General features: G+C 46.8%; 20 protein-coding genes. 6 read left to right on the top strand and 14 right to left on the bottom strand.

The features are described 5' to 3' along the window. Positions 1 to 210 precede the first annotated feature (210 nt). On the top strand, positions 211 to 2,655 hold the full coding sequence (fadE, locus tag RXX31_RS09245) for an acyl-CoA dehydrogenase FadE (protein WP_317588902.1): 2,445 nt from the start codon (positions 211 to 213) through the stop codon (positions 2,653 to 2,655). A 208-nt stretch (positions 2,656 to 2,863) separates the two neighbouring features. Beyond that, positions 2,864 to 4,627: a SulP family inorganic anion transporter gene (locus tag RXX31_RS09240; protein WP_317588900.1), complete on the top strand. Its 1,764-nt coding sequence runs from the start codon at positions 2,864 to 2,866 to the stop codon at positions 4,625 to 4,627. Between the two features lie 231 nt (positions 4,628 to 4,858). Here RXX31_RS09240 and RXX31_RS09235 read toward each other — a convergent pair whose 3' ends face one another. Together RXX31_RS09235 and dnaQ are read right to left on the bottom strand one after the other, a co-directional pair. Beyond that, a complete protein-coding gene (locus RXX31_RS09235) occupies positions 4,859 to 6,109 on the bottom strand; it encodes a TIGR03503 family protein (RefSeq protein WP_317588899.1) in 1,251 nt (416 codons plus the stop codon). Between the two features lie 8 nt (positions 6,110 to 6,117). Next, positions 6,118 to 6,840, bottom strand: coding sequence for a DNA polymerase III subunit epsilon (gene dnaQ / locus RXX31_RS09230; protein ID WP_317588898.1), 723 nt, complete (start codon positions 6,838 to 6,840; stop codon positions 6,118 to 6,120). A gap of 58 nt (positions 6,841 to 6,898) precedes the next feature. Here dnaQ and rnhA point away from each other — a divergent pair, with 58 nt between their 5' ends. Beyond that, entirely contained in the window at positions 6,899 to 7,363 is a 465-nt protein-coding gene (gene rnhA, locus RXX31_RS09225) for a ribonuclease HI (protein WP_317588897.1), read from the top strand. Here rnhA and RXX31_RS09220 read toward each other — a convergent pair. Then, complete coding sequence (locus RXX31_RS09220; RefSeq protein WP_317588896.1) at positions 7,360 to 8,115, bottom strand: class I SAM-dependent methyltransferase; 756 nt, start codon at positions 8,113 to 8,115, stop codon at positions 7,360 to 7,362. The two genes, rnhA and RXX31_RS09220, sit on opposite strands and share 4 nt — an antisense overlap. Positions 8,116 to 8,152: 37 nt before the next feature. Here RXX31_RS09220 and gloB point away from each other — a divergent pair, with 37 nt between their 5' ends. The 3 genes from gloB to RXX31_RS09205 all read left to right on the top strand — a co-directional run bounded on the left by gloB (position 8,153) and on the right by RXX31_RS09205 (position 11,430). Beyond that, positions 8,153 to 8,911, top strand: coding sequence for a hydroxyacylglutathione hydrolase (gloB, locus tag RXX31_RS09215; protein WP_317588895.1), 759 nt, complete (start codon positions 8,153 to 8,155; stop codon positions 8,909 to 8,911). A 252-nt stretch (positions 8,912 to 9,163) separates the two neighbouring features. Next, entirely contained in the window at positions 9,164 to 10,747 is a 1,584-nt protein-coding gene (locus RXX31_RS09210) for a LysM peptidoglycan-binding domain-containing protein (protein WP_317588894.1), read from the top strand. Then, positions 10,744 to 11,430: a YIP1 family protein gene (locus RXX31_RS09205; RefSeq protein ID WP_317588893.1), complete on the top strand. Its 687-nt coding sequence runs from the start codon at positions 10,744 to 10,746 to the stop codon at positions 11,428 to 11,430. The genes RXX31_RS09210 and RXX31_RS09205 overlap by 4 nt, the downstream gene beginning before the upstream one ends. Here RXX31_RS09205 and RXX31_RS09200 read toward each other — a convergent pair. The 11 genes from RXX31_RS09200 to lpxD form a co-directional block, all read right to left on the bottom strand. Then, entirely contained in the window at positions 11,427 to 12,272 is an 846-nt protein-coding gene (locus tag RXX31_RS09200) for an endonuclease/exonuclease/phosphatase family protein (RefSeq protein WP_317588891.1), read from the bottom strand. The two genes, RXX31_RS09205 and RXX31_RS09200, sit on opposite strands and share 4 nt — an antisense overlap. 74 nt (positions 12,273 to 12,346) lie before the next feature. Continuing rightward, a complete protein-coding gene (glnB, locus tag RXX31_RS09195) occupies positions 12,347 to 12,685 on the bottom strand; it encodes a nitrogen regulatory protein P-II (RefSeq protein ID WP_014232746.1) in 339 nt (112 codons plus the stop codon). A gap of 176 nt (positions 12,686 to 12,861) precedes the next feature. Beyond that, entirely contained in the window at positions 12,862 to 13,173 is a 312-nt protein-coding gene (locus tag RXX31_RS09190) for a cytochrome c (RefSeq protein WP_317588890.1), read from the bottom strand. A gap of 59 nt (positions 13,174 to 13,232) precedes the next feature. Continuing rightward, positions 13,233 to 14,549 carry a tRNA lysidine(34) synthetase TilS gene (gene tilS / locus RXX31_RS09185; RefSeq protein ID WP_317588889.1) on the bottom strand — a complete coding sequence of 439 codons (1,317 nt, stop codon included), beginning with the start codon at positions 14,547 to 14,549 and terminating at the stop codon, positions 13,233 to 13,235. Between the two features lie 76 nt (positions 14,550 to 14,625). Beyond that, on the bottom strand, positions 14,626 to 15,585 hold the full coding sequence (gene accA, locus RXX31_RS09180; protein WP_317588888.1) for an acetyl-CoA carboxylase carboxyl transferase subunit alpha: 960 nt from the start codon (positions 15,583 to 15,585) through the stop codon (positions 14,626 to 14,628). 46 nt (positions 15,586 to 15,631) lie between these two features. Beyond that, a complete protein-coding gene (gene dnaE / locus RXX31_RS09175) occupies positions 15,632 to 19,111 on the bottom strand; it encodes a DNA polymerase III subunit alpha (RefSeq protein ID WP_317588887.1) in 3,480 nt (1,159 codons plus the stop codon). A gap of 80 nt (positions 19,112 to 19,191) precedes the next feature. Then, positions 19,192 to 19,842 carry a ribonuclease HII gene (gene rnhB / locus RXX31_RS09170; RefSeq protein WP_317588886.1) on the bottom strand — a complete coding sequence of 217 codons (651 nt, stop codon included), beginning with the start codon at positions 19,840 to 19,842 and terminating at the stop codon, positions 19,192 to 19,194. Between the two features lie 8 nt (positions 19,843 to 19,850). After that, positions 19,851 to 20,990 carry a lipid-A-disaccharide synthase gene (gene lpxB / locus RXX31_RS09165; RefSeq protein ID WP_317588885.1) on the bottom strand — a complete coding sequence of 380 codons (1,140 nt, stop codon included), beginning with the start codon at positions 20,988 to 20,990 and terminating at the stop codon, positions 19,851 to 19,853. Between the two features lie 118 nt (positions 20,991 to 21,108). Continuing rightward, a complete protein-coding gene (gene lpxA, locus RXX31_RS09160; RefSeq protein ID WP_317588883.1) occupies positions 21,109 to 21,897 on the bottom strand; it encodes an acyl-ACP--UDP-N-acetylglucosamine O-acyltransferase in 789 nt (262 codons plus the stop codon). A 1-nt stretch (position 21,898) separates the two neighbouring features. Continuing rightward, entirely contained in the window at positions 21,899 to 22,351 is a 453-nt protein-coding gene (gene fabZ / locus RXX31_RS09155) for a 3-hydroxyacyl-ACP dehydratase FabZ (RefSeq protein ID WP_317588882.1), read from the bottom strand. A 173-nt stretch (positions 22,352 to 22,524) separates the two neighbouring features. Then, positions 22,525 to 23,556, bottom strand: coding sequence for a UDP-3-O-(3-hydroxymyristoyl)glucosamine N-acyltransferase (gene lpxD / locus RXX31_RS09150; protein ID WP_317588881.1), 1,032 nt, complete (start codon positions 23,554 to 23,556; stop codon positions 22,525 to 22,527). Positions 23,557 to 23,560 lie beyond the last annotated feature (4 nt).

Here is a 23,560-nt window from a genome sequence, read left to right as displayed (position 1 = left end):
GGATTGGTAGCAGCCATAAACTTAGTAGCTTGCTCAATATAACAGCACCTAAATCGCACTTTTAGAATTATTACTCTACTTAGATCACTTTTTACCCAACCTTTGGTTTTACAATTCGTTAATACTTTGATTACAATTAAGAGAACTGGTTAGACCTCTTATCAGAAAACGGACATGCAACACTTATAAAGTCTGAAAAGGAAAACACATATGGACATCTTGCTTTCAATCGTTGCGATGACAATCGTCTTGGGCTTTACGCTCTATCACCGAATGTCACTCGTAAAATCCGTCAGCCTGCTCACTGCGACCATGTTGGTGCTGACTATTGCTGGCTCTGCAGGCTTTTGGGGCTGGGCAATTTACATTCTTGCTATCGCCCTATTTGCCGTATCAGGTATTCGTCAGTCTCTTATCAGTCGCAAGGCGTTAGTCGCTTTCAAAAAAGTGCTGCCAGCTATGTCTCAAACTGAAAAGGAAGCCTTAGATGCAGGTACAGTCTGGTGGGAAGCTGAGCTCTTTAAGGGTAAACCTGAATGGCAAAAGCTGCATGCTATTAAAGCACCTAAACTGAGCGCCGAAGAACAAGCTTTCCTTGATGGCCCGGTCAACGAAGTCTGTGCCATGGTTAACGATTTTCAGGTGACCCATGAACTGGCCGACTTATCTCCTGAAGTCTGGCAATACCTGAAAGACAACAAATTCTTCGCCATGATCATCAAGAAGAAATACGGTGGTCTGGAGTTTTCTGCTTACGCGCAATCACTGGTATTGCAAAAACTGACCGGTGTTTCTGGCGTTCTCTCTTCTACTGTTGGCGTACCGAACTCTTTAGGTCCTGGTGAACTGCTTCAGCACTACGGTACAGAAGAGCAAAAGGATTACTACCTCCCACGTCTGGCCGAAGGTAAAGAGATCCCATGTTTTGCCCTAACCAGCCCAGAAGCAGGTTCCGATGCGGGCTCTATCCCCGACTACGGTGTGGTGTGTAAAGGTCAGTGGGAAGGCAAAGAAGTCTTGGGCATGCGTCTGACATGGAATAAGCGTTACATCACGCTTGCTCCTGTAGCAACGGTGCTTGGTCTTGCCTTTAAACTGCGTGACCCTGAAGGCTTACTTGGTGACAAAGAAGATCTCGGTATCACCTGTGCGCTGATCCCAACGAATGTAAAAGGCGTTGAAATCGGAAATCGCCACTTCCCTCTCAACGTACCATTCCAGAACGGTCCAACTCGAGGAAAAGATATCTTCGTTCCTATCGATTTCATTATCGGTGGTGAGAAGATGGCAGGCCAAGGATGGCGTATGCTGGTTGAGTGTTTATCTGTCGGTCGTGGTATCACACTGCCTTCAAACTCAACGGGTGGTATTAAAACAGCTGCACTGGCAACCGGTGCTTACTCGCGTATTCGTCGTCAGTTCAAACAGCCTATCGGCCACATGGAAGGCATCGAAGAGCCTTTGGCACGTATTGGTGGTAACGCCTACGTCATGGACGCGGCAAGTAACTTAACCGTGGCTGGTATCGACCTTGGCGAGAAACCGTCCGTCATATCTGCAATCGTGAAGTACCACTGTACCCACCGTGGTCAGCAGAGCATTATTGATGCTATGGACATCGTTGGTGGTAAAGGTATCTGTATTGGCCCTTCAAACTTCCTGGCTCGTGGTTACCAAGGTGCACCGATCGCCGTGACGGTTGAAGGCGCGAACATTCTGACCCGCTCGATGATCATCTTCGGTCAGGGTGCGATTCGTTGTCATCCATACGTTCTGGAAGAAATGAACGCGGCGCACTCTAACGCAAGTAACGCTGTTGAGAAGTTTGATAAGGCGCTTGCAGGTCATGTGAGCTTCACCATGAGTAACCTTGTACGCAGCATCTGGTTTGGTTTAAGCGATGGCCTTGGTTCATCTGCACCAACTAAAGATGCGACTAAACGTTACTACCAACAATTGAACCGCTACAGTGCTAACTTAGCCCTTCTGTCTGATATTTCGATGGCGGTACTTGGTGGCTCGCTGAAGCGTAAAGAGCGTCTATCAGCTCGTCTTGGCGATATTCTCAGTCAACTTTACTTAAGTTCAGCGGCGCTAAAACGCTTTGAACAAGACGGCCGTCCGGTTGAAGATTTACCTCTGGTTCACTGGGCGCTGCAAGATAGCTTGAAGCAAGCAGAAATCGCCGTCGATGAATTCCTGGCAAACTTCCCGAACAAAGTAATGGGTCGTGCACTGCGCGTAATGCTCATGCCATTTGGTCGTGTACGTAAAGCGCCAAGCGACAAGCTTGACAGTAAAGTAGCGCGCATTCTGCAAACCCCGAGTGCAACCCGCTCGCGCATTGGTCGTGGTCAGTACCTGGCACCAACAGAACATAACCCGGCAGGTAAGATTGAATTAGCATTGTCTGTCATTCTGCAAGCCGAGCCAGTATTCGACAAAGTGTGTAAAGCGCAAGGCAAACGTCGCCCGTTCTTACGTCTGGATATGATTGCGGAAGAAGGGCTAGAGCAAGGAATTATTAGTCAGGAAGAAGCGGAACTTCTCAGAGAAGCAGAGCAGCACCGTTTGGATACCATCAATGTCGATGACTTTGAACCAGAGCAATTGGCAGCAAAGCCGAGTTATGTCCAGATGGACAGTGTCGCCTAAGCAAATCCAAGTAGTGGTCAATAAGAAAACCGGGAGCCAAATGGCTCCCGCTTTTTTTGTTCTCTACTTAGCGTATTTTCATGTTTGCGACTGAAACTAATGGGAACAAGTCGACTTCACGCTGGGGTGACTGATAGCTAGTTCACGGACGTAATAACAGAACGATGTATACTTTACTGTAAATAAACCATTTTTTGAGGGTGCGTCTGTGGCCAAAAAATTATTCTCGCAGTGGTTCCCTGGTCTCGTTCAGCTTAAGCATTATCAGCGTGAATGGTTCACTAATGACTTTCGAGCTGCTTTTTCTGTCGTTGCCGTTGCCTTACCTGTCGCCATCGCTTATGCACAATTAACCGGAGTTTCTGCCGTTATCGGCCTCTATTCATGTGTGCTACCGATGTTGGTTTATGCCTTGATGGGTACGTCACGACAACTCATTGTTGGTCCTGATGCAGCAACCTGCGCCGTGATTGCCGCCGTTGTCACCCCTCTTGCAGCAGGTGATCCCACCAAGCATTGGCAACTTGTTATGACCATGACGGCGATGACGGGTATTTGGTGTGTGGTTGCGAGTCGCTTTAAGTTAGGCATTTTTGCCGATTTTCTCTCCCGACCGATTCTGCTTGGGCTACTTAACGGTGTCGCTCTGACCATCATTGTCAGCCAGTTTGCTAAAGTCGTTGGCTGGCGATACGAGCAACGCTACCTACTAGAACGCTTATGGGAAGCTCCTCAACGCTTAACTGAAGTTCACTGGCCTACCGTATCGTTAAGTATTGCGACAATTGTGTTTTATCTGCTAAGCAAGCGCTTTCGTCCCGCTTGGCCAGCCGCCATGCTTGCTATATTGGTCACGACTGGCTCTGTTTGGCTACTCCACTTACAAGATATGGGCGTTTCAGTGGTGGGAATTACACAAGGCGGCTTTCCTCAGTTTCAAACACCAACGTTTGAATTGGGAGAGGTGCGTGAACTGGTGATCCCGGCATTGAACCTTGCCATTGTCAGCTTTGTCAGCATGATGCTCACTGCACGCAGCTTCGCAGCCAAAAACGGCTATGACATTGATGCCAATAAAGAGTTCAGAGCCTTGGGCTTTGCCAACATCGCGTCGGCATTTTCACAAGGTTTTGCTATCAGTGGTGCAGACTCTCGTACCGCAGTGAACGACGCTAATGGCGGTAAATCACAGTTGGTCTCTATCATTGCTGCACTGACTATCGCGGTTATCGCGGTCTTTATTTATGAGCCTTTACAGTTTATCCCTATCGCTTCACTTGGCGTGGTATTGATCATCGCTTCATTATCGCTGCTCGATCTAAAAGCAATATGGAAATTGCGCCAGCGCGACAAAGATGCCTTCAATCTTGCGAGCATCACTTTTCTGTCGGTGTTGGTCATTGGCGTGATTCCGGGAATTACCTTAGCTGTGCTGTTAGGACTGTTTCAATTTTTGCGGATAGTCATGCGCCCAAGCGATCAAATCCTTGGTTTGGATGAAAAAGGCACCATACGAACGCTCGATAGCTCAGGCAAAGCCACTCGGATACCAGGGATGGTGATTTACCGGTTTAACTCACCACTGACGTACTTTAATGCCCCTTACTTTAAGCGCCGGGTATTGGAGCATGCAGAACATACCAAAGACGTCAGTTGTATCGTGGTAGACGCCGTATCCAGCTTTACTCATCTTGACTTAAGCGTGATGGCAACCGTGTCGGATCTTCATGAAATGCTGAAGAAACGAGGCATACGATTAATTCTTGCTGGCCGTAAACGACGCTTACGTCAATGGTGTGATCTAACAGGCATTAGCACCAGCGACGGCGGGATTTTACTGCGTGCTGATATGTATCTCGCCATCAAACTTAGCGGATGCTACATCAGTGCTGTTGGTGAAGGACAGATCCCGGCGGTGCAAAAAGAACCAGACTTGGAGCCAACGCCAAGACCGATTCCCGAAGTGGCTTAATGCCGGTCGTTTAACAGCAATTAGCATATCCAAGTCTAGCGTCACCCTGAACAGCGACGAAGGAGCGTTATTCAGGGTCTTCTATCCGAGCACTTTGTTGTCAAAGATATTCTTATATCTTCTCAGCATGCTGATATTAGATTCCTAGTCTCGCTATGGCTCGCTGGAATGACCCGATAATCCCAGTGTAGCGACAGTCACCCTTTCTTAATTCTAATTCTAATTCTAATTCTAATTCTTGGGCATTTTCAGCTGCATCTCGGGTGTTGCTTCCCTTTTTGCTTTTAGCTTGCGCCATATCAGCCAAACTAAGAGTCCGATGATTAGCATCACCACATTACCGACAGCAATAATGGTCATGCTGCGCTTACGCTCCGCTTCACGTTCGGCAATAATGCTTTTTTCCATATCGATACGGTGCTGTTCGGCGAGTTCGGCTTCTTTAGCTTTACGCGCAGCTTCCAAGTCCACGTCGTCAACCACGCTGAATGTCTGCTCCTGAATTGGAAAAATCAGCGGACGTTGAGTGGCAAAATCGGTGGCAAATATACTGCCGTGCCATGAGTGCTTACCCAGTTCAGCATCGTTAGTTAAATCCACTGTCGCTTTCAAACCATCTTGAGAAACCTGACCTTGGCCGTGGCTCTTAAAGCCATCAGGCGCGCTTTTTTCCACACTAACTAAGATGGAACCTGGAGCAATCATGCCCTGCTCGCCACTAACCACCAGCTGATGAGGTTGGTTTTGTTCATGAGATTGAATAAAGGTGCGCGAGATGGGATTTGGATACACCAGTACGACCTGCTCTTGAGCACGCAAGAAAACGCCGTTTCCCGAGACAATACGTGCACGATATTTTCCCGGCTGGACTTCAATTGGCAACTGAACGGTAAATACCCCATCACCAGCCTGCTCATCCAGTTCTCGGCCGTCATCTTTGAATTCACCAAGCACTATTGGCACCGGACGCGACTCTTTAATAAGTTCATCTTCATTGTCAACAAACTTGGTGAAGGTAACCTGGAGGTTAACTCGGTCGAGAAAGTCTCTTAAAACAAGTGGTTTATCATCTGAAGTGAGTCGGGCGGTAAATTTGAGCGCTTCGCCGTTATATAAATGATTAGGAAAAGCGTCTGTGCTTAGCTTCAAGTGGGAAATTAAACGAATGTTATTTTTCGGCGTGACTTTACCCACGGCTTGCCAGGGGCCTGGCATCGGCTCATCGATTGACACAATATCGAGTGTAGGCTCCTGATACCAACGAAGATTATCGTAAGAGCCCCAAGCAAAGTATTTTTTACCGTCGGGGCGAACTAACACAACAGGTTGAGAACTTTTCTCACGATGCACCAGAAAGGTAATTTGCTCGATACTCGGATCGACACGAAAGCGATTATCTAACAGAGACATGGTAGATTCGCTCGCGGCACTCGCAAGACAACTCCAAATTGCCAGAATAGCAACCGACAAAGCCCTCAACATAGTTTCTCCTACTGATGCCAAATACAGTCGTTCACCAGCTCCAATCTTTTCTGGTGCGCCTCTAATTCATCGGCACTTGCGCGCAAAACCTTTAGCGCTTTTCTACCTTCAACCCGGCGAACACTTTCTACACCGCCTTCTTGTTTATTGGCGTTAAATTCAAGGCTTGTTTGGCCGCCCGTCATAAACAGGTAAACGTCAGCCAGGATCTCCGCATCGAGCAAAGCCCCGTGGAGTGTACGGTGCGAGTTATCTATGCCGTAGCGTTCACATAGGATGTCGAGGTTATTTCGCTTGCCCGGGAAGATTTTCTTCGCCATAGCAAGGGTATCGGTGACCTTACAGAAATCATCCGTTTTACCGATAGTTGGATCGAGCATTTCAAACTCGTAGTCCATAAACCCGGTATCGAAGGGCGCGTTATGGGCAACCAGTTCAGCCCCTTTAATGAAGTCGATAAACTCTTGGTGCACACTGGCGTACTCAGGTTTATCAACTAAGAATTCATCGGTAATACCGTGAACTTCAACCGCTTCTGACTGAATTTCGCGATCAGGCTTTAGATAGACGTGGAAGTGACGGCCGGTCAACTTGCGGTTTATGATCTCCACGGCACCGATTTCGATAATGCGGTGTCCCATGTAGTGAGGACCACCTTCTCGGTTCATACCCGTGGTTTCGGTATCGAGAACCACAATGCGATTATATTCAGAATTGCTGCTGGTATTCATAAGCTTATATGTGTCAGACTATGCTTTAATAAATGTTTCGGCTAATAGTACCAAAAATATGACCAAACACGTTGAGATTTTCACTGACGGATCTTGTTTAGGTAACCCTGGACCAGGTGGTTACGGCATCGTTTTACGCTACAAAGATGTGGAAAAGACCCTCTCCAAAGGTTATACCCTAACGACCAACAACCGCATGGAAATGCTCGCAGCAGTGGTAGCTCTGCAAACGCTGAAAGAGCCTTGCAAAGTTGCATTAACAACCGATAGCCAATATGTTCGACAAGGCATTACACAGTGGATCCATAACTGGAAAAAACGGGGTTGGAAAACCGCGGACAAAAAGCCAGTGAAGAACGCCGATTTATGGCAAGCGCTCGATAAAGAAACAGCGCGCCACCAAGTTGAATGGCATTGGGTCAAAGGTCATGCGGGACACCGAGAAAACGAAATCTGTGATGAGTTAGCCCGAACGGCTGCTGAAAACCCAACTGAAGAAGATACCGGCTATCAAGCCACCTAGTGCTTATCGCTTGATATCTTTTTCACTCCGGTGCCCTCTCGATTCATTACCCCAAGGGGGGTAAGCTTTTTCTTTAAACGCCAGTGTGGCTTGATTGGCTTGAGAGGGTAAGTTCGTTTTCGGGCAACAATGTAATACAAACTACCCGCAGGTGATGCCCATTCCCCTAAACTGTTTTCTAACCAAGTCCACATCGTACGATAGCGTGTCATAGGAAAAAGCGCATAACGATCACGATGAACCACCTGATAATTAAGCAGACCCAGCCAGTCCTGAACACGGTTGGATGAAAACATTCGACCACTCCACGGCAAATTATTTTTGCGCCATGGGAGCACGCTCGCTAAGCCTGTAAAACTAAATGGATTAAAACCAGTAATGATCAGGTAGCCGTCATCCATCATCACTCTGTCCACTTCCCTTAGCAGACGGTGAGGATCGCTTGCATAGTCAAGCTGATGAGCCAGAATGACAACATCAAAGCTTTTTTCTAAAAAGGGTAATTCGTAACCATCTGCAACGACATTATGCAACGGGTTCTGGATATCTACGTTGACTTGGTGTTGAATATTACAATTACTGCTGGTTAGCTCACAGCTCAACCCGCCCAGTTTGAGCATGTGGTAACCGAAGAGTTTCGGGCACCACTCATCAAACCGAGTTTGGATTGACTCAAGCACCCAAGGTCCGTTATTCATATCAGACCAAGTAGATGGGTGTGGTATAGTTTTGTTGCTGAGTGCTGGTTTCATTAACCACCTGATTAAAATGGGTGACGGAGAACGAATCGTGTTAGAGATCAAAAGCATACCCGCATTTAATGACAATTACATCTGGTTAATTCAAAATAACGATAAACGCTGTGCCGTTGTTGATCCGGGTGATGCAAAACCTGTATTAGATTATTTACAAGCTAACGAGTTAACTTTAGAAGCGATCATGATTACACACCACCACAATGATCACATTGGTGGCGTTCCAGATTTAGTTCGTGCCTTTCCTAATGTTACCGTTGTCGGTCCAAAAGCGGAGCCGATCCCGACGCTAACCGCACCAATGGAAGAAGGCGACAAATTAGAGCTGTTCGGTGAAATCTTTATGGTTATGGGCTTGCCTGGTCATACGCTGGGGCATATTGGCTATGTTGGTGATGGCAAATTGTTTTGTGGTGATGTGCTGTTTTCCGCAGGGTGTGGCCGAATTTTTGAAGGTACACCAGAACAAATGTTTGACTCACTGAGTAAAATCTCAGCGCTTCCGGAAGAAACTCAGGTCTATTGTGCACACGAGTACACCGCCAGTAACGTCGCATTCGCCCTTGCGGTCGAGCCAGATAACGAGAAGCTTCGCCAGTACCGTGATGATGTAAATCGACTACGTGCGTTGAAAATCCTTACCCTGCCAACGACGCTACGTCAAGAGAAATGGATCAACCCATTTTTACGAACTACCCACCCAGAAGTCATTAAGTCTGTGACGAATCGCATAAAAAGTGACGATCCATGCTCAGTTTTTACGGCATTAAGAGTGTGGAAGAACGAATTTTAACCAATTTTTACTTGTAAGTTTACAAGACCCCAGTATTATCATGGATTGATTTTTCAGAGAGGCGCTTCCGGCGCTTCTCTGCGTTTTGGGCAGGATATAAATCTAATTTTATGTCTACTCATTTCATATTAAGAGGTTTTAACCTCTTTTATTAGTGTTTAAAGAAATATGTCTATTATCTTGCGATTGCCACGTAGCGCTTGCTACGCGACAGGCTGGAGAAGATAAAAAGGCCCTAAATAGGCTGAATCCATGCGTTTGAAGTACAGCTTGGCTTTGGCGTTATTGCTTTCTGGTTGTCAGATGACCTCTCCAGATTCAACAACGTCAACACCAGAGACCAACAAATCAGAGCTAGCTGCCAAGCAAAAAGCAGCTAAGGAACAAGCAAAAAGTAAGCAATCTTTGGCAAGTAAGACGGCCAAAGAGTCGCCAAAGGTGCTTTCTCCTCAGGAACAAGAAGATGTATGGCAACGTATCGCCATGCAGCTTGAAATGGACATCCCACACAATAAAAAGGTGGATTACTACCGTACCTGGTATCTTAAACACCCAAACCACCTTAAAACAGTATCACAACGTGCAGAACCGTTTCTGTACATGATCGCTGAACAGATTGAAAAACGAGGTTTACCGATGGAACTGGCGTTATTGCCAGTGGTTGAAAGCTCGTTCGATGCATTTGCCTATTCACATGGTAGTGCTGCCGGTCTTTGGCAATTTGTTCCGGGTACCGGCAAAATGATGGGCCTTGAACAAAACTACTGGTATGACGGGCGTCGCGACGTAGCAGCCTCTACTGATGCAGCATTAGACTACCTTGTGAAGTTGAACAAGCAGTTTGATGGTAGCTGGGAACATGCTATTGCGGCTTACAACAGCGGTGGTGGTCGTGTATCCAGAGCGATCCGCAAGAACAAGAGCCGTGGTAAGCCAGTTGACTTTTTCTCTTTGGATTTACCTAAAGAAACCAGCAGCTATTTGCCTAAGCTCCTAGCACTGGCTGATGTGGTAGCAAATCAGGATAAATACGGTCTTAACATTCCGGCGATCCCGAATAAACCAGTATTAGCATTGGTTGATCCAAAAGAACAACTTGATCTCGCGATTGCAGCCGATTATGCAGGCATTGGTGTAAAAGAGCTACAAAGCTACAACCCGGCCTATAATCAGTGGTCTACATCGCCAAGCGGTCCACATAAGCTTCTTGTTCCAATAGAAAAGAAGGATGCGTTCCTTGCTCAGGTGGAACAGAACCGTGGTAAAGGCGTTAAAGTAGCGCGCTACAAAGTACAATCGGGTGACTCACTCGGTGTATTGGCGCAAAAATATGGCACGACAACGAAAGTGATTCGCCGTGCTAATGGTTTGTCGAGTGATAATATTCGCATTGGCCAGCATCTGCTGATCCCGACATCGACTAAAGATGACGCGAAATACGCATTATCAGCGAAGAACCGCTTAAGCAAGACACAATCTACATCACGTGGGCAGCTTAAGCTGACGCACGTGGTACAGTCTGGTGAAAGCTTGTGGTCAATTGCCCGTGACAATAACGTATCGTACAAATCTCTTGCTAAATGGAACGGCATGGGACCAAAAGACACGTTAAGAAAGGGCCAGAAGATTGTCATTTGGAAGAAAGCGGCGAGTGACTCCATCATTCGTACTGTATTCTACAATGTACGTTCTGGAGACACCATCAGCGGCATCGCAAGTAAGTTCAAGGTGAAGAGTAACGACATTGTGAAATGGAACTCTCTGCAAAAGAAGAAATACCTGCAACCAGGACAGAAGCTTAAGCTGTACGTTGACGTCACTAAGGTAAGTGTATGAGCCCATCAAGCAACCCGCTTGTGATGTTGCTGGATATATTCCGTTCGCCAACCTCGTGCTTTTTAGCGCTATATCAGCGTGGAGGCTGGGGGTGGCAACCCTTTATCCTATTGATGGTCAGCCCGTTCCTGTTTTGGGGCGCGTATTTCTCTAACGTGGACTTTACTTGGCTAAGTGAACAGCTAAGCGCACAGTTACAACAGATCGATCCCCAGCAGATCGACTTGCTGGAACCAAACACGTTAATGGCGAGTGCAATCATTAACGATGTCGTTAACCGATTTGCGACACTGCTTCTGCTAGCGTTTTGGTTCTTTCTTGCAACCAAAGCCAGTAAACAGCAGTACGGCTATTGGAAGTGGTTTGCCGCCTCTTGTGCGATTTTGTTCCCAGCCGTACTGGGCGATATTGCAAGCTATGCGAGCTTAATACTCAAGCATGGTGAAGTAATGACATACGCTGCAGATCTCAACAGCCTGAATGGCCTGCTGAAACTGCCGCTAACTAATGAATGGTCTCACTTCGCAAGTTCACTGCCATTGCTACTGCCATGGTACATCGTTTTAGGTTACGGTGTTGTCCTGACCTGGACAGAGTTCGAACGTGGACAGGCTTTGGTTATTTCAAGCCTGCCATGGATTATGTTTTACGTGGTTTGGGCGCTTTATATTGTCGTCACCTAATCGTCTAGGCTAAACGAGACCAGTAATGGATTATGATCGGAAGCGTCGCTCTGCGGCGCTTTCGCGTTTTTGAGCACAAGACCACGATAAAACACATGGTCGAGTCGCTGTCCGGTAATAAACTGGGTTCGATGATCCGGTGAAAACGCCACTTCTTGCAGGTTTGCTTGTTGTAAAGCTTGCTTCATTGCCTCCAATCGATACTCATTCCAGCTGTTAAAATCACCAGCAAACAGAATTGGCCCAGAGTGTTGTTTAAGCAATTCCTCCAAAGCCGCTATTTGAGAGTAGTATTCTTCCGTTCCAACAGTGAAATTAATCGCGTGTATATTAACGACGGCAAGTATACTACCGTTACTCAAACGGTACTGACTGTAGAGTGCGGATTTTGGTAAACGCAGCCACGGCTCCGTTGATGTATAAGCACAGGCTTTCTCAGGCAGCTTTTGTGCAATATTAATAACGCCAGCGCCACTGCCCAACGCTTTAAACGCACTTACCTGGTTGCTAATCCAACCACCGTCCACCAGCCATTGCTTGAACGGTTCTGTCATACTGGCTTCTTGCAGTAATAACAACTGCCGGTCAGAGGAAAATGAATCAAGCGCACTTTGCCAAGTATCTTTACCCTGCTTGTAGATATTCCAAATCAACACATTGAGCTCACCATCATCATCTAATACTTGTGAACCATCAAACTCGATGCACTGAATATCTTCAGTAACTTCTTCCCCTGTTTGGGTAATAATTTGCGGTTGCTCTGGAACCGTGAAGATAATTTGAAAGCCCAACACAACAGCCATGAAAAAAAAGACTATCGACACAACAAAACGCTTAAGCATAAAGGCGTACCTGAGTAAGGTTATGAAATAAAAAAGGGAGCCATATTCGGCTCCCTTTTAGCTTAATCAAAAAATTAAATCGCGTCTTCGTCTTCTTCGCCGGTACGAATACGGATAACACGTTCTACATCCGTTACGAAGATCTTGCCGTCACCAATTTTACCGGTTTGCGCCGTTTCGATAATGGTTTCTACGCACTTATCTGCGACATCTTCGGTCACTACGATTTCAAGTTTCACTTTAGGTAGGAAATCCACCATGTATTCTGCACCACGGTATAGCTCCGTGTGACCCTTCTGACGACCAAAACCTTTGACTTCAGAAACCGTCATCCCTGTGATGCCAACTTCAGCCAATGCTTCTCGAACATCATCCAGTTTAAATGGCTTGATAATCGCTTCAATCTTCTTCATGTTCATCCCTTAAGCTTTAATCGTATGGGGATATTATCGTTTACCGTCTTACAACATTCAATCTTTGTCTCGTTTTGGTGTCGTAAAATCTTGAGTTTGATGGAGTTTATAAAAGCAAAAATAATAAAGCCAGTGTGAGTCTCTGGCTTCAGTTAACGCGAATGATGGATGGGCGACTACAAGCTGGAGTAGTAAGCCGCTAAGTTAGCGATATCATCATCAGAAAGCAGTGACGCTTGTGCCTGCATGACTGCGGCAAGCCCACCATTACGCTCTTTGTTTTTGTAGGCTTTGATTGAACTGATGATGTATTGAGCATTCTGCCCTTTCAGGTTTGGGTACCCGGGGATGGTAGCGATGCCGTCCGCACCATGGCAAGCCGCACATACCGCAGCCTTTGCCTGACCAGCGGCAACATCTCCTGCCGCGAATGCTTGCCCAGATAACATGGTAAGCGCCATCATTGCGCCCATGATTACTTTCTTCATTGCTTCACCTTATCGTTTTTAATTGGAAATGCATTTTATGTTCGATATTGTGTCACGAATTACCGAGGCTTACGCCATATCAGCTCACAGTCTTGGCCACTGAATGCCTTATCAACAAACAAATCGGCTACCGCAACCACCTGATCTTGAAACATAAGAATCGGTATCTGGCGACGTAGCCAACTCGGTACATGGTACTCTTGAAACAGCTTTTTTAATTTACGACTGTGATTACGTCTTACTGGATGCGCCGACAACCCTTCTGGATTAAACGTAACGTTTAAGCGCTCCGGCTGAGGCGGCAAAGCAATAGTTGGCTGTTCGGTTGTCGTACTTAAAGTAAGCTCTCCCAAATTAGCTGGCAGAACAAGCGGTGAATTCACTTGAATAGGGCTTTGCCAACTGGAAACCTCCGCTGGTTCCGTCACCCAGTAGAGTTTATTCCGGAAACGGCGAACCTCACCCTGCTTTAACTTAAGTATTGGGTTGGCGTCTTGCTGTGCTAATACCACTTCACTCCAAATTAAGCCTAGTTGCACTTGAGTGGGCATATTAGCGTTATGTTTCACTAACCACATACGGAGCAAACGAGCCCGGGCAAGTTCACTGTGAGATGCTAACTCCGCAATATCCAGACTGAGATCGGCTTGCAACGCACGATAAAAAACGTCGTTAAGCAGTTCGTCTAATAACGTTTCTTGCTGAGCACATAAAGATGCACTGCGTTGTACTGCTTGGTGAATACTCGGCCAGCGTTGAGACAATTCGGGTACTACGCGGTGACGCAAAAAGTTTCGGTCGTAGCGAGTATCCTGATTACTTTCATCTTCCACCCACTCAAGTTGTAAAGACTGAGCAATAGCCTCTATTTGTTCTCGTCGGGTCGTCAGCAATGGTCTAACAAGTGTACCAGCAGAAAATGGGGTACTTTCTGCCATGCATGACAAGCCTTTAGGGCCACTGCCACGTTTAAGCGCTAGAAGAAAGGTTTCAAGCTGATCATCGGCGTGTTGCCCAGTCAGAAGAAGGTCACCGCTATCAATGTGCTTCGCCAACGCTTGATAACGCGCTTCGCGGGCGAGTAATTCTATGCTTTCCCCGCTATTGACGTCCAAGCTTACATGTTCGACGTCGCACGAAATTCCCGCTTGCTGTGCCCACAACTGACACTTATGCGCCCAATCATCGGCGTTACTACTCAATCCATGATGAACGTAGACTGCGTGGCACGGTATTTCGTATTCGCGCTGATAACGACCTAGTAGCTCTAACAATAAGCGCGAATCGATTCCGCCGCTAAAAGCGAGAACGACCTTCGACTTGGGCTGGTAATGCGCTGTCACTAATTGTGTAAAATGCTGATAAAGCGATTCCATAAGCAATCCGATCAAAACAAAAAAGGGCTGGACTCACATCCAACCCTTTCTATTTTATCCGTTATCTAACCAGATATCAGCAGTAACCGTAGCTCATCAGACGCTGGTAACGACGCTCACGTAGCGACTCTTCGTCAAGTTGTTCTAAATCTTCCAGCTGACGAAGCAAAGTTGCCTTCATGTTTTCAGCCATTTCAACGTGGTTACGGTGTGCGCCGCCAAGAGGCTCTTCGATGATTTCATCGATAAGCTCAAGCTCTTTAAGACGTGGCGCTGTCAGACCCATGGCTTCTGCTGCCTGTGGCGCTTTATCAGAATCACGCCATAGGATAGAAGCACAGCCTTCAGGTGAAATAACAGAGTAAGTAGAGTACTGAAGCATGTTCACGTAGTCACCCACACCAATCGCAAGTGCACCACCTGAACCACCTTCACCAACAACGTTACAGATTACTGGCACTTTAAGACCAGACATCACTTTCAGGTTTTTCGCGATCGCTTCAGACTGACCACGCTCTTCCGCACCAACACCTGGATATGCACCCGCAGTATCGATGAATGTGATGATTGGCATGTTGAAACGCTCAGCCATTTCCATCAAGCGTAATGCTTTGCGGTAACCTTCAGGTTTTGGCATACCAAAGTTACGTTTTACTTTTTCTTTGGTTTCGCGGCCTTTTTGGTGGCCGATGATCATAACAGGTCGACCATCCAAACGCGCAATACCGCCGACAATTGCTTTGTCATCGGCAAAAGCACGGTCACCCGCTAGCTCATCAAACTCTTCGAATGCGTGCTGAATGTAGTCCAGCGTGTATGGACGTAATGGGTGACGAGCCAGTTGAGCTGTTTCCCATGCACCTAAGTTGCTGAATGTTTTTTTCTTCAGTTCCAGGCTTTTCTTCTCAAGCTGTTCGATTTCTTTATCCAGGTCAACCGCAGCATCACCGCCGTGGCGAGATACATCGCGCAGGGCTTCAATTTTTGCTTCTAGTTCTGCAATTGGCTTTTCAAATTCAAGAAAGTTTAGGCTCATCGATGAATCCTTGTTGACTCAGCGTCTAACGTATTGCGCTGAATTTTTAGTTAAATTCGAGTTCTACCTGGTTTGTTCCAAGTAACTGCTTTAAATCATCTATTAATGTATCACTTGGCGTTACCCGCCATTCGGTGCCCAATGTTAACCGCGCTCTGGCGTCGGCACGCTGGTAGTATACATTGACGGGGACGGTTCCGGCTTTGTGCGGCTCTAAAATACGACTGAACTGCTCAAAGAATTGATCATTGATCTGGTTTGCATCAATCGATACCGACAAACCACGAGCGTATTTTTCACGCGCGCTGCCGAGATCCATAACTTCACGCGCCGACATTTTAAGGCCACCGTTGAAGTCATCAAAGCTGACCTGTCCTGAAACGACCAAAATTCTGTCTTTTTCGAGAAGTTCAGCATACCGATCCAGCGCATCGGAGAAAAGCATCACCTCCATTCGACCGCTTCGATCATCTAATGTCATGAGACCAATACGTGTTCCCCGCTTGGTTGTCATCACACGAGCAGCAATTACCAAACCAGCGACCGTCACCGACTGGTCCCGACGTGTTGGCGTGGCTTCTTTTAGTCGACAACTGGTGTATTTGTTTAGTTCCTTCAAATACGCGTTAATGGGGTGCCCAGTCAAATATAAACCCAGCGTTTCGCGTTCTCCGTCCAGCCAAACTTTTTCTGGCCACGCAGGAACCTGGGTATATTTGTGCTCCACTTCTTCTGGTGCATCGGTTAATACACCGAACATATCCGCCTGACCAAATGCTTCCGCCTGGTGGTGCTGACTCGCGGCTTTCACTGCATCATTCAATGACGCCATCATAGCCGCGCGATGAGGGCCAAGTCTATCTAGTGCACCAGCGTAGATCAGCTTTTCAATAACACGCTTATTAACACGTTTCAGATCGATACGAGCACAGAAATCAAACAGGTCTTTAAAGTGACCGCCTTTATTTCTCGCTTCCAGTATCGCATCAATTGGGCCTTCCCCTACGCCTTTAATCGCTCCGATACCGTAAACAATAGCGCCGTTTTCATCAACATTAAAGCGGTACAACCCTGAGTTAATGTCCGGCGGCAGTACCGTAAGCTTCATACGGAAACATTCGTCCACCAGACCAACCACTTTTTCAGTGTTATCCATGTCGGCAGTCATTACCGCAGCCATAAACTCAGCTGGATAATGCATTTTTAGCCATAATGTTTGGTAAGAAACCAAGGCGTATGCGGCAGAGTGCGATTTGTTAAAGCCGTAACCGGCGAACTTCTCTACCAAGTCGAAGATTTTCATCGCAAGTTCGCCATCAATACCATTATTGATAGCACCCTGCTCAAAGATTGCACGCTGCTTGGCCATCTCTTCAGGTTTTTTCTTACCCATTGCACGACGCAGCATATCTGCGCCCCCAAGGGTATAACCGGCTAGCACCTGAGCAATCTGCATTACCTGTTCCTGATAAAGGATAATGCCGTATGTTGGCTCCAGGGTCTCTTTTAATGATTCATGCTGCCACTTTTCATCAGGGTAAGAGATCGCTTCACGGCCATGTTTACGGTCGATAAAGTTATCTACCATGCCTGATTGCAATGGGCCCGGACGGAATAGTGCTACCAGTGCGATAATGTCTTCAAAACAGTCTGGCTGAAGTCGCTTGATCAACTCTTTCATACCACGCGATTCCAACTGGAAGACGGCGGTGGTTTCTGAGTTTTGTAGCAAACGGAACGACGCCTGATCGTCAAGCGGTATCGATTCTATGCGAACCGGCTCTTTACCTTCACGCTCTAAGCGCGGGTTAATCAAGCCGAGTGCCCAGTCAATGATGGTTAGTGTACGCAGACCCAAGAAGTCGAACTTAACCAACCCGGCGGTTTCTACGTCGTTTTTATCAAACTGTGTGACCGGGAAATGCCCTTCTGCATCCGCATAAATTGGCGCGAAGTCGGTGATCGTGGTTGGTGAGATAACCACACCACCCGCGTGCTTACCTGCGTTTCGTGTACAGCCTTCCAATATGTGACACATATCGATGAGCTCTTTGACTTCCTCATCGGCCTCATAGAGTTCAGGTAGCGCAGGTTCTGCTTTAAACGCCTTATCAAGCGTCATGCCTGGGTCTGGCGGAATGAGCTTCGAGATTCGGTCGACAAAACCAAATGGGTGGCCAAGAACACGCCCCACATCTCGGATTACCGCTTTGGCCGCCATGGTACCAAAGGTAATGATCTGAGATACCGCATCACGTCCGTACATTTCCGCTACGTGATCGATCACCTGATCGCGTTTATCCATACAGAAGTCGACATCGAAATCGGGCATGGATACACGTTCAGGGTTCAAGAAACGTTCGAATAGAAGATCATATTCCAGCGGATCAAGGTCGGTGATTTTCAGTGCGTATGCCACCAGAGAACCGGCACCCGAACCACGCCCTGGGCCTACCGGAATATCATTATCTTTTGACCACTGGATGAACTCCATTACGATCAGGAAGTATCCCGGGAAGCCCATCTGGTTGATAACATCCAGCTCGATTTGCAGACGCTCATCGTATTCAGGGCGACGTTGTTTGCGTTCTTGTTCATCCGGAAACAGGAACTCCAGACGCTCTTCCAGACCTTCGCGTGATTTCATGACCAGGAATTCGGTCTCTTTCATGCCCTCAGTCGGGAAAGCTGGCAGGAAGTATTCATTAAGACGCACGGTTACGTTACAGCGCTTCGCAATCTCGACACTGTTCTCTAGCGCTTCAGGAATATCCGCAAATAGCTCACACATTTCCTCTTCAGTGCGAAGGTACTGCTGTGGGCTGTAGTTCTTTGGTCGGCGCGGATCTTCTAGTGTGTAACCATCGTGAATCGCGACGCGAATTTCATGGGCATCAAAGCGATCTGCGCTTAGAAACACCACTTCGTTGGTTGCCACGACAGGCAGGTCGACTTGTTCAGCCAGCTCCACCGCAAAGTGCAAGTAAGTTTCTTCATCCGGGCGGCCAGTACGCAGCAGCTCTAGGTAATAACGGTCTGGGAAGTGCTGCTTATAAAACTCAACACAGCTCTGTACTAAATTCCGGTTACCTTTAAGTAGCGCTTTGCCGATATCACCATTTTTACCACCAGAAAGGACGATAAGACCTTCTGACATCTCGGCAAGCCAAGCCTTATCAATCACGGGATGATGCTGGATATGACCGCGTAAGTAAGCTTTGGAGATAAGCAACGTCAGGTTTTTGTAACCCACATTATCTGCCGCCAGTAATGTTAGCTGTGTCAGCTCCTCACCGAACTCATCAGATTGCATTTTAAAATCTGCGCCGATGATCGGTTTAACACCGCAGCCATGTGCTGTGCCGTAAAACTTCACCAAACCACACAGGTTGGTGAAGTCGGTCAATGCCATCGCAGGCATGCCGAGTTCGGCAACTTTTTTAACTATCGGTGGAACTTTGTTGATACCATCCACCATCGAAAAATCACTGTGAACTCGAAGATGAATGAACTTGGGATCTGACATTAACAGTACCGTGTAACTCTATTTTGTTGGGGATTCTAACCTAAAGGGGCTGGGTTTATAACTCCAATTCACCCCATAAGTTATTCTATGCCTAAGGCTTTCTTTACGGGTTTAAAGCTCTTACGGTGTTCGGCGATCACACCATGCTGCTCTATCGCTTCAAAGTGCGCTTTGGTTGGATAGCCTTTGTGTTTTGCAAAGCCAAACTGAGGGTATTGCATGTCCAGCTCTTCCATTTCGGTATCACGCACGACTTTAGCAATGATAGACGCGGCACTGATCTCTGCCACTCGCAAGTCCCCTTTAACCACCGCTTGTGAATCCATTGGCAACTCTGGACAACGGTTGCCGTCAATAAGTACTAACTCCGGCTGAACATGTAAGCCAGCAATCGCACGCTGCATTGCTACCATGGTCGCTTGAAGAATATTCAGCTCATCAATCTCTTGTGGCGAACAACGACCCACAGCCCAAGCAAGTGCTTTTTCTTTTATTTCAGGAAGTAGCGCCAAGCGCTTTTTCTCGCTGAGCTTTTTCGAGTCAGTTAGCCCCTCGATCGGGTTGTTCGGATCTAAAATAACCGCCGCAGTCACGACATCCCCGACCAAAGGACCACGCCCTACTTCGTCGACACCAGCAATAAGCTGGTAGCCTGATGGAATTTCAAACGGAGGAAGTTCGACTTTTGTTTTTGTCGTCTTGGTTTTGGTAGACTTAGCTTTAGCAACCATGTGGTTCTCTATTTATCAATCAGTTTTAATACCGCGTTTGCGGCTTGTTGATCAGCATCTTTGCGGATCCAGTGATGCATTTCAGTAAACTTGTCTATCATTGCTCTGTTGTCGCTTTCCAGTAGACGAGAGACTTCTGCAAACAGGTTTTCCGATGTGCATTCATCCTGCAAATACTCTTTGACCAACTCGTCATCGGCAAGAATGTTTGGTAGTGAGACATATTTGGTCTTTAGCAGACGTTTGGCCAAAAACGCCGTCAATGCATTAACACGATAACCAACAACCATAGGACGCTTTAGCAGCATACATTCCAGTGCAACCGTCCCCGATGCCAGCATGACCGCATCCGAAGCGGTAATCACGTTGCGTGCAGTATCATCCACCAGCTTAAAGTCCAATTCAGGCGCGTGCTCTTTCCACGCTTGCTCAAATTGCTCACGACGCTTTTGATTCACAAGAGCCACGACAAAACCCAAATCCGGGTATTTCTTGTGTAGTCGCTGACAAGTTTCAATAAACGGCTGTGATAGCATTTTCAATTCACTACCACGACTGCCAGGCAGTACGGCTAACCATTTTTTATCTTGCGCTAAGCCAAGCAATTCTCTGGCCGGAGCTTGCTCGGAACAAAGTGGAATGGCATCGGCCAGCGTGTGGCCAATAAATTCACATGGCACATTAAACTTGTCGTAAAACGATTTTTCGAACGGAAGAAAAGCCAAAACCAGATTCGTCGCAGCTTCGATCTTAAAGATACGCTTTTGACGCCAAGCCCAAACAGAAGGGCTGACATAATGAACCGTTTTGATCCCGGCTTGTTTTAAATCCAACTCCAGTCGTAAGTTGAAATCTGGCGCATCAATACCGACAAAGACATCTGGTGGGTTTTGAGTGAAGTATTTAACCAGCTCAGCTTTGACTTTAAGTAAGCGTGGCAAACGTCCTAGCACTTCCACTAAGCCCATTACCGCTAGCTCTTCCATATCGAAGAGGGACTCACAGCCTTGAGCGATCATTTTAGGGCCGCCAATGCCGACAAACTCCGCGTTTGGATACTGATCTTTCACCGCTTTGATAAAGCCTTCACCTAGCGTATCACCAGAAAGCTCTCCGGCAATGATGCCAATACGTAATGGTTTTTCCATATCTACTTCGCTATTTTTACTGTGCGCTATGGATAAAGAATTGCCCTATCCATAAAACACAAAAAGACCGCAGCCTAATTCAGGCGCGATCTTTTCACATTATTTAACCATCCGTAAATTAACGAATGATGCCACGTTCCGTGGTTTCCAGAATGTCACAGAAACGCTTCACTGCAGGAAACTCTTGCGCCATTTCCGCTAACACAGGCTTCACTTCTTCCAGTGTTTTACCAGAACGGTAGATTTCTTTGTACGCCTTTTGCAGAGCGCGAATTTCTGGTTTTTCGAAACCGTTACGCTTCAAACCAACTAAATTCAAGCCAAATGGCGTAGCATGGTTACCTTGTGCGAGTACGTAAGCTGGAACGTCCTGAACAACCGCAGAACAGCCACCAACATAAGCGTAAGCACCAACTGTACAGAACGGGTGAATTGCAGAAAGTGCCATCACACCAGCGTAGTCATCAACGGTAACGTGACCACCCAAAATCGAGTTATTACCGATGTGAGTGTGATTTCCTACCACGACGTCGTGCGCAATATGAGCATTCACACACAATAGATTATCGTCACCGATAACCGTAGTTGCTTTATCTTGGACAGTACCACGATGAACCTGAACCGCTTCGCGAATCACATTACGATCGCCAATAACCACAGTGGTATCTTCGCCGCCATACTTCTTGTCTTGGTTTTCTTCACCAATCACAGCATGCGGGAAAATACGGTTATCTTTACCAATTGTGGTATGGCCTTTAATAACAACATGAGACATGACTTCTGTGCCTTCACCGATTTCAACCGTTGAGGTAATGTAGGTGAATGGACCAACAGTCACATTAGCGCCAATTTTGGCACCTTCTTCTACCACCGCGGCTGGGTGGATTTTCGCGGTTTCATGAATCATATTAAAACTCTCGACGAGCACACTTCAGCTCTGCTGAACATACTACTTCGCCGTCTACTTTTGCCACACCACTAAATGCAGCAATGCCACGGCGCTCTTTCAGAAATTCAACTTCAATCACCAATTGGTCACCAGGTACGACTGGTTTACGGAATTTTGCGCCGTCAACACTAGCAAAGTAGTACAGTTCATTCTCTGTTGGTGCACCAAATGATTTAAATGCCAATAATCCCGTAGCCTGAGCCATCGCTTCCAGAATCAAAACACCTGGAAATACGGGTAGTTGAGGAAAGTGACCTGTGAACTGAGGTTCGTTAACCGACACATTTTTAATCGCATGAAGGTACTTCTCTTCTTGGAAGTCTGTCACACGGTCGATCAATAAGAATGGGTAGCGATGAGGTAAAAGCTCTTGAATCTCAGAGATGTTCATCGTTTTCTTTTCAGTAGTCAAAGTCGTATTCCTATATAAATTCTCTAGAACCAAGATGGCATGGCAGCGGCAATAGCCGCAATTATTCAAAATGCCAGCAAAGTGTATACCAACTTGATAATAAATATACTAATAGCGCGTTATTATAGAAGAAAAAGACCCGCATTTCGCGAGTCTTTGTTCAGAATATGGAACTAAGATTCTTCTTTTGGTTCCAGCAGTTTCTCAACGGCTTTCAAACGTTTATTCATCTCGTCAATACGGTGAACTCGAGTTGCGGTTTTACGCCACTCTTTGTTCGTCTGTAGTGGAATACCTGATGAGTAAAGGCCTTTCTCGTCGATACTGCGCATTACCATGCTCATACCGGTGATAGCGACACCATCTGCAATGGTGATGTGCCCGTTCAGAACCGACGCGCCGCCGATCTGACAGTATTTACCAATTGTAGTACTGCCCGCGACAATAGTACCACCTGGCATCACAGTACCATATCCGATGTGAACGTTATGAGCGATTTGAAGCTGGTTATCAAGAATGACGTTGTCTTCAATAACCGTATCTTCTAAAGCGCCTCGGTCGATCGTCGTACATGCCCCGATCTCAACACGGTTTCCGATTCGCACAGAGCCAAGTTGCGGGATTTTAATCCACTCGCCTTTGTCATTTGCATAACCAAAACCATCAGAGCCGATCACCGTACCAGATTGAACTAAACAATCATCGCCCAGTGAAACTTCATGATAAAGAGTAACATTAGCCCAAAGCTTGGTATTGTTGCCTAGCTTAACGTTTTTACCGATAAAGCAACCAGCCCCAACAATTACGTTGTCGCCAAGTTCTACGCCCGTTTCAATAACGGCGTTTGCCCCAACTGCAACATTCTCTCCCATCTTTACATCCGATGCGATCACAGCACTTGGAGCAATATCTGCAGCAGGTTTTGGTGTTGTGTCCATCGCCTGGACAACATGAGCAAAAGCAACATAAGGGTCCGCAACAACAAGAGCGTTACCCACACACTTGTCTTTATGCTCTGCCTTCACCATTACGACTGTCGCTTTACACTCAGACAGATGCTTTGCATATTTTGGGTTAGACAAGAAGGTTACGTCACCTTCTTGTGCTTTATCCATTGGTGCAACACGGTTAACAACAAGTGTGTCATCACCAAATAATTCGCCACCAGTAATCGTTGCCAACTCGGCTAATGTTAATGTTTTCATAACT

The organism is Vibrio sp. EA2, assembly GCF_033042495.1.
Taxonomy (GTDB): Bacteria; Pseudomonadota; Gammaproteobacteria; order Enterobacterales; family Vibrionaceae; genus Vibrio.
This window is presented reverse-complemented; position numbering and strand designations above follow the sequence as displayed.

Bases quoted from the DNA above. Each gene is read 5' to 3' on its own strand.
- fadE (WP_317588902.1), top strand. From the start codon at position 211: ATGGACATCTTGCTTTCAATCGTTGCGATGACAATCGTCTTGGGCTTT.
- RXX31_RS09235 (WP_317588899.1), bottom strand. From the start codon at position 6,109: ATGTTGAGGGCTTTGTCGGTTGCTATTCTGGCAATTTGGAGTTGTCTT.
- dnaQ (WP_317588898.1), bottom strand. From the start codon at position 6,840: ATGAATACCAGCAGCAATTCTGAATATAATCGCATTGTGGTTCTCGAT.
- rnhA (WP_317588897.1), top strand. From the start codon at position 6,899: ATGACCAAACACGTTGAGATTTTCACTGACGGATCTTGTTTAGGTAAC.
- RXX31_RS09220 (WP_317588896.1), bottom strand. From the start codon at position 8,115: ATGAAACCAGCACTCAGCAACAAAACTATACCACACCCATCTACTTGG.
- RXX31_RS09210 (WP_317588894.1), top strand. From the start codon at position 9,164: ATGCGTTTGAAGTACAGCTTGGCTTTGGCGTTATTGCTTTCTGGTTGT.
- RXX31_RS09205 (WP_317588893.1), top strand. From the start codon at position 10,744: ATGAGCCCATCAAGCAACCCGCTTGTGATGTTGCTGGATATATTCCGT.
- RXX31_RS09200 (WP_317588891.1), bottom strand. From the start codon at position 12,272: ATGCTTAAGCGTTTTGTTGTGTCGATAGTCTTTTTTTTCATGGCTGTT.
- glnB (WP_014232746.1), bottom strand. From the start codon at position 12,685: ATGAAGAAGATTGAAGCGATTATCAAGCCATTTAAACTGGATGATGTT.
- RXX31_RS09190 (WP_317588890.1), bottom strand. From the start codon at position 13,173: ATGAAGAAAGTAATCATGGGCGCAATGATGGCGCTTACCATGTTATCT.
- tilS (WP_317588889.1), bottom strand. From the start codon at position 14,549: ATGGAATCGCTTTATCAGCATTTTACACAATTAGTGACAGCGCATTAC.
- accA (WP_317588888.1), bottom strand. From the start codon at position 15,585: ATGAGCCTAAACTTTCTTGAATTTGAAAAGCCAATTGCAGAACTAGAA.
- dnaE (WP_317588887.1), bottom strand. From the start codon at position 19,111: ATGTCAGATCCCAAGTTCATTCATCTTCGAGTTCACAGTGATTTTTCG.
- rnhB (WP_317588886.1), bottom strand. From the start codon at position 19,842: ATGGTTGCTAAAGCTAAGTCTACCAAAACCAAGACGACAAAAACAAAA.
- lpxB (WP_317588885.1), bottom strand. From the start codon at position 20,990: ATGGAAAAACCATTACGTATTGGCATCATTGCCGGAGAGCTTTCTGGT.
- lpxA (WP_317588883.1), bottom strand. From the start codon at position 21,897: ATGATTCATGAAACCGCGAAAATCCACCCAGCCGCGGTGGTAGAAGAA.
- lpxD (WP_317588881.1), bottom strand. From the start codon at position 23,556: ATGAAAACATTAACATTAGCCGAGTTGGCAACGATTACTGGTGGCGAA.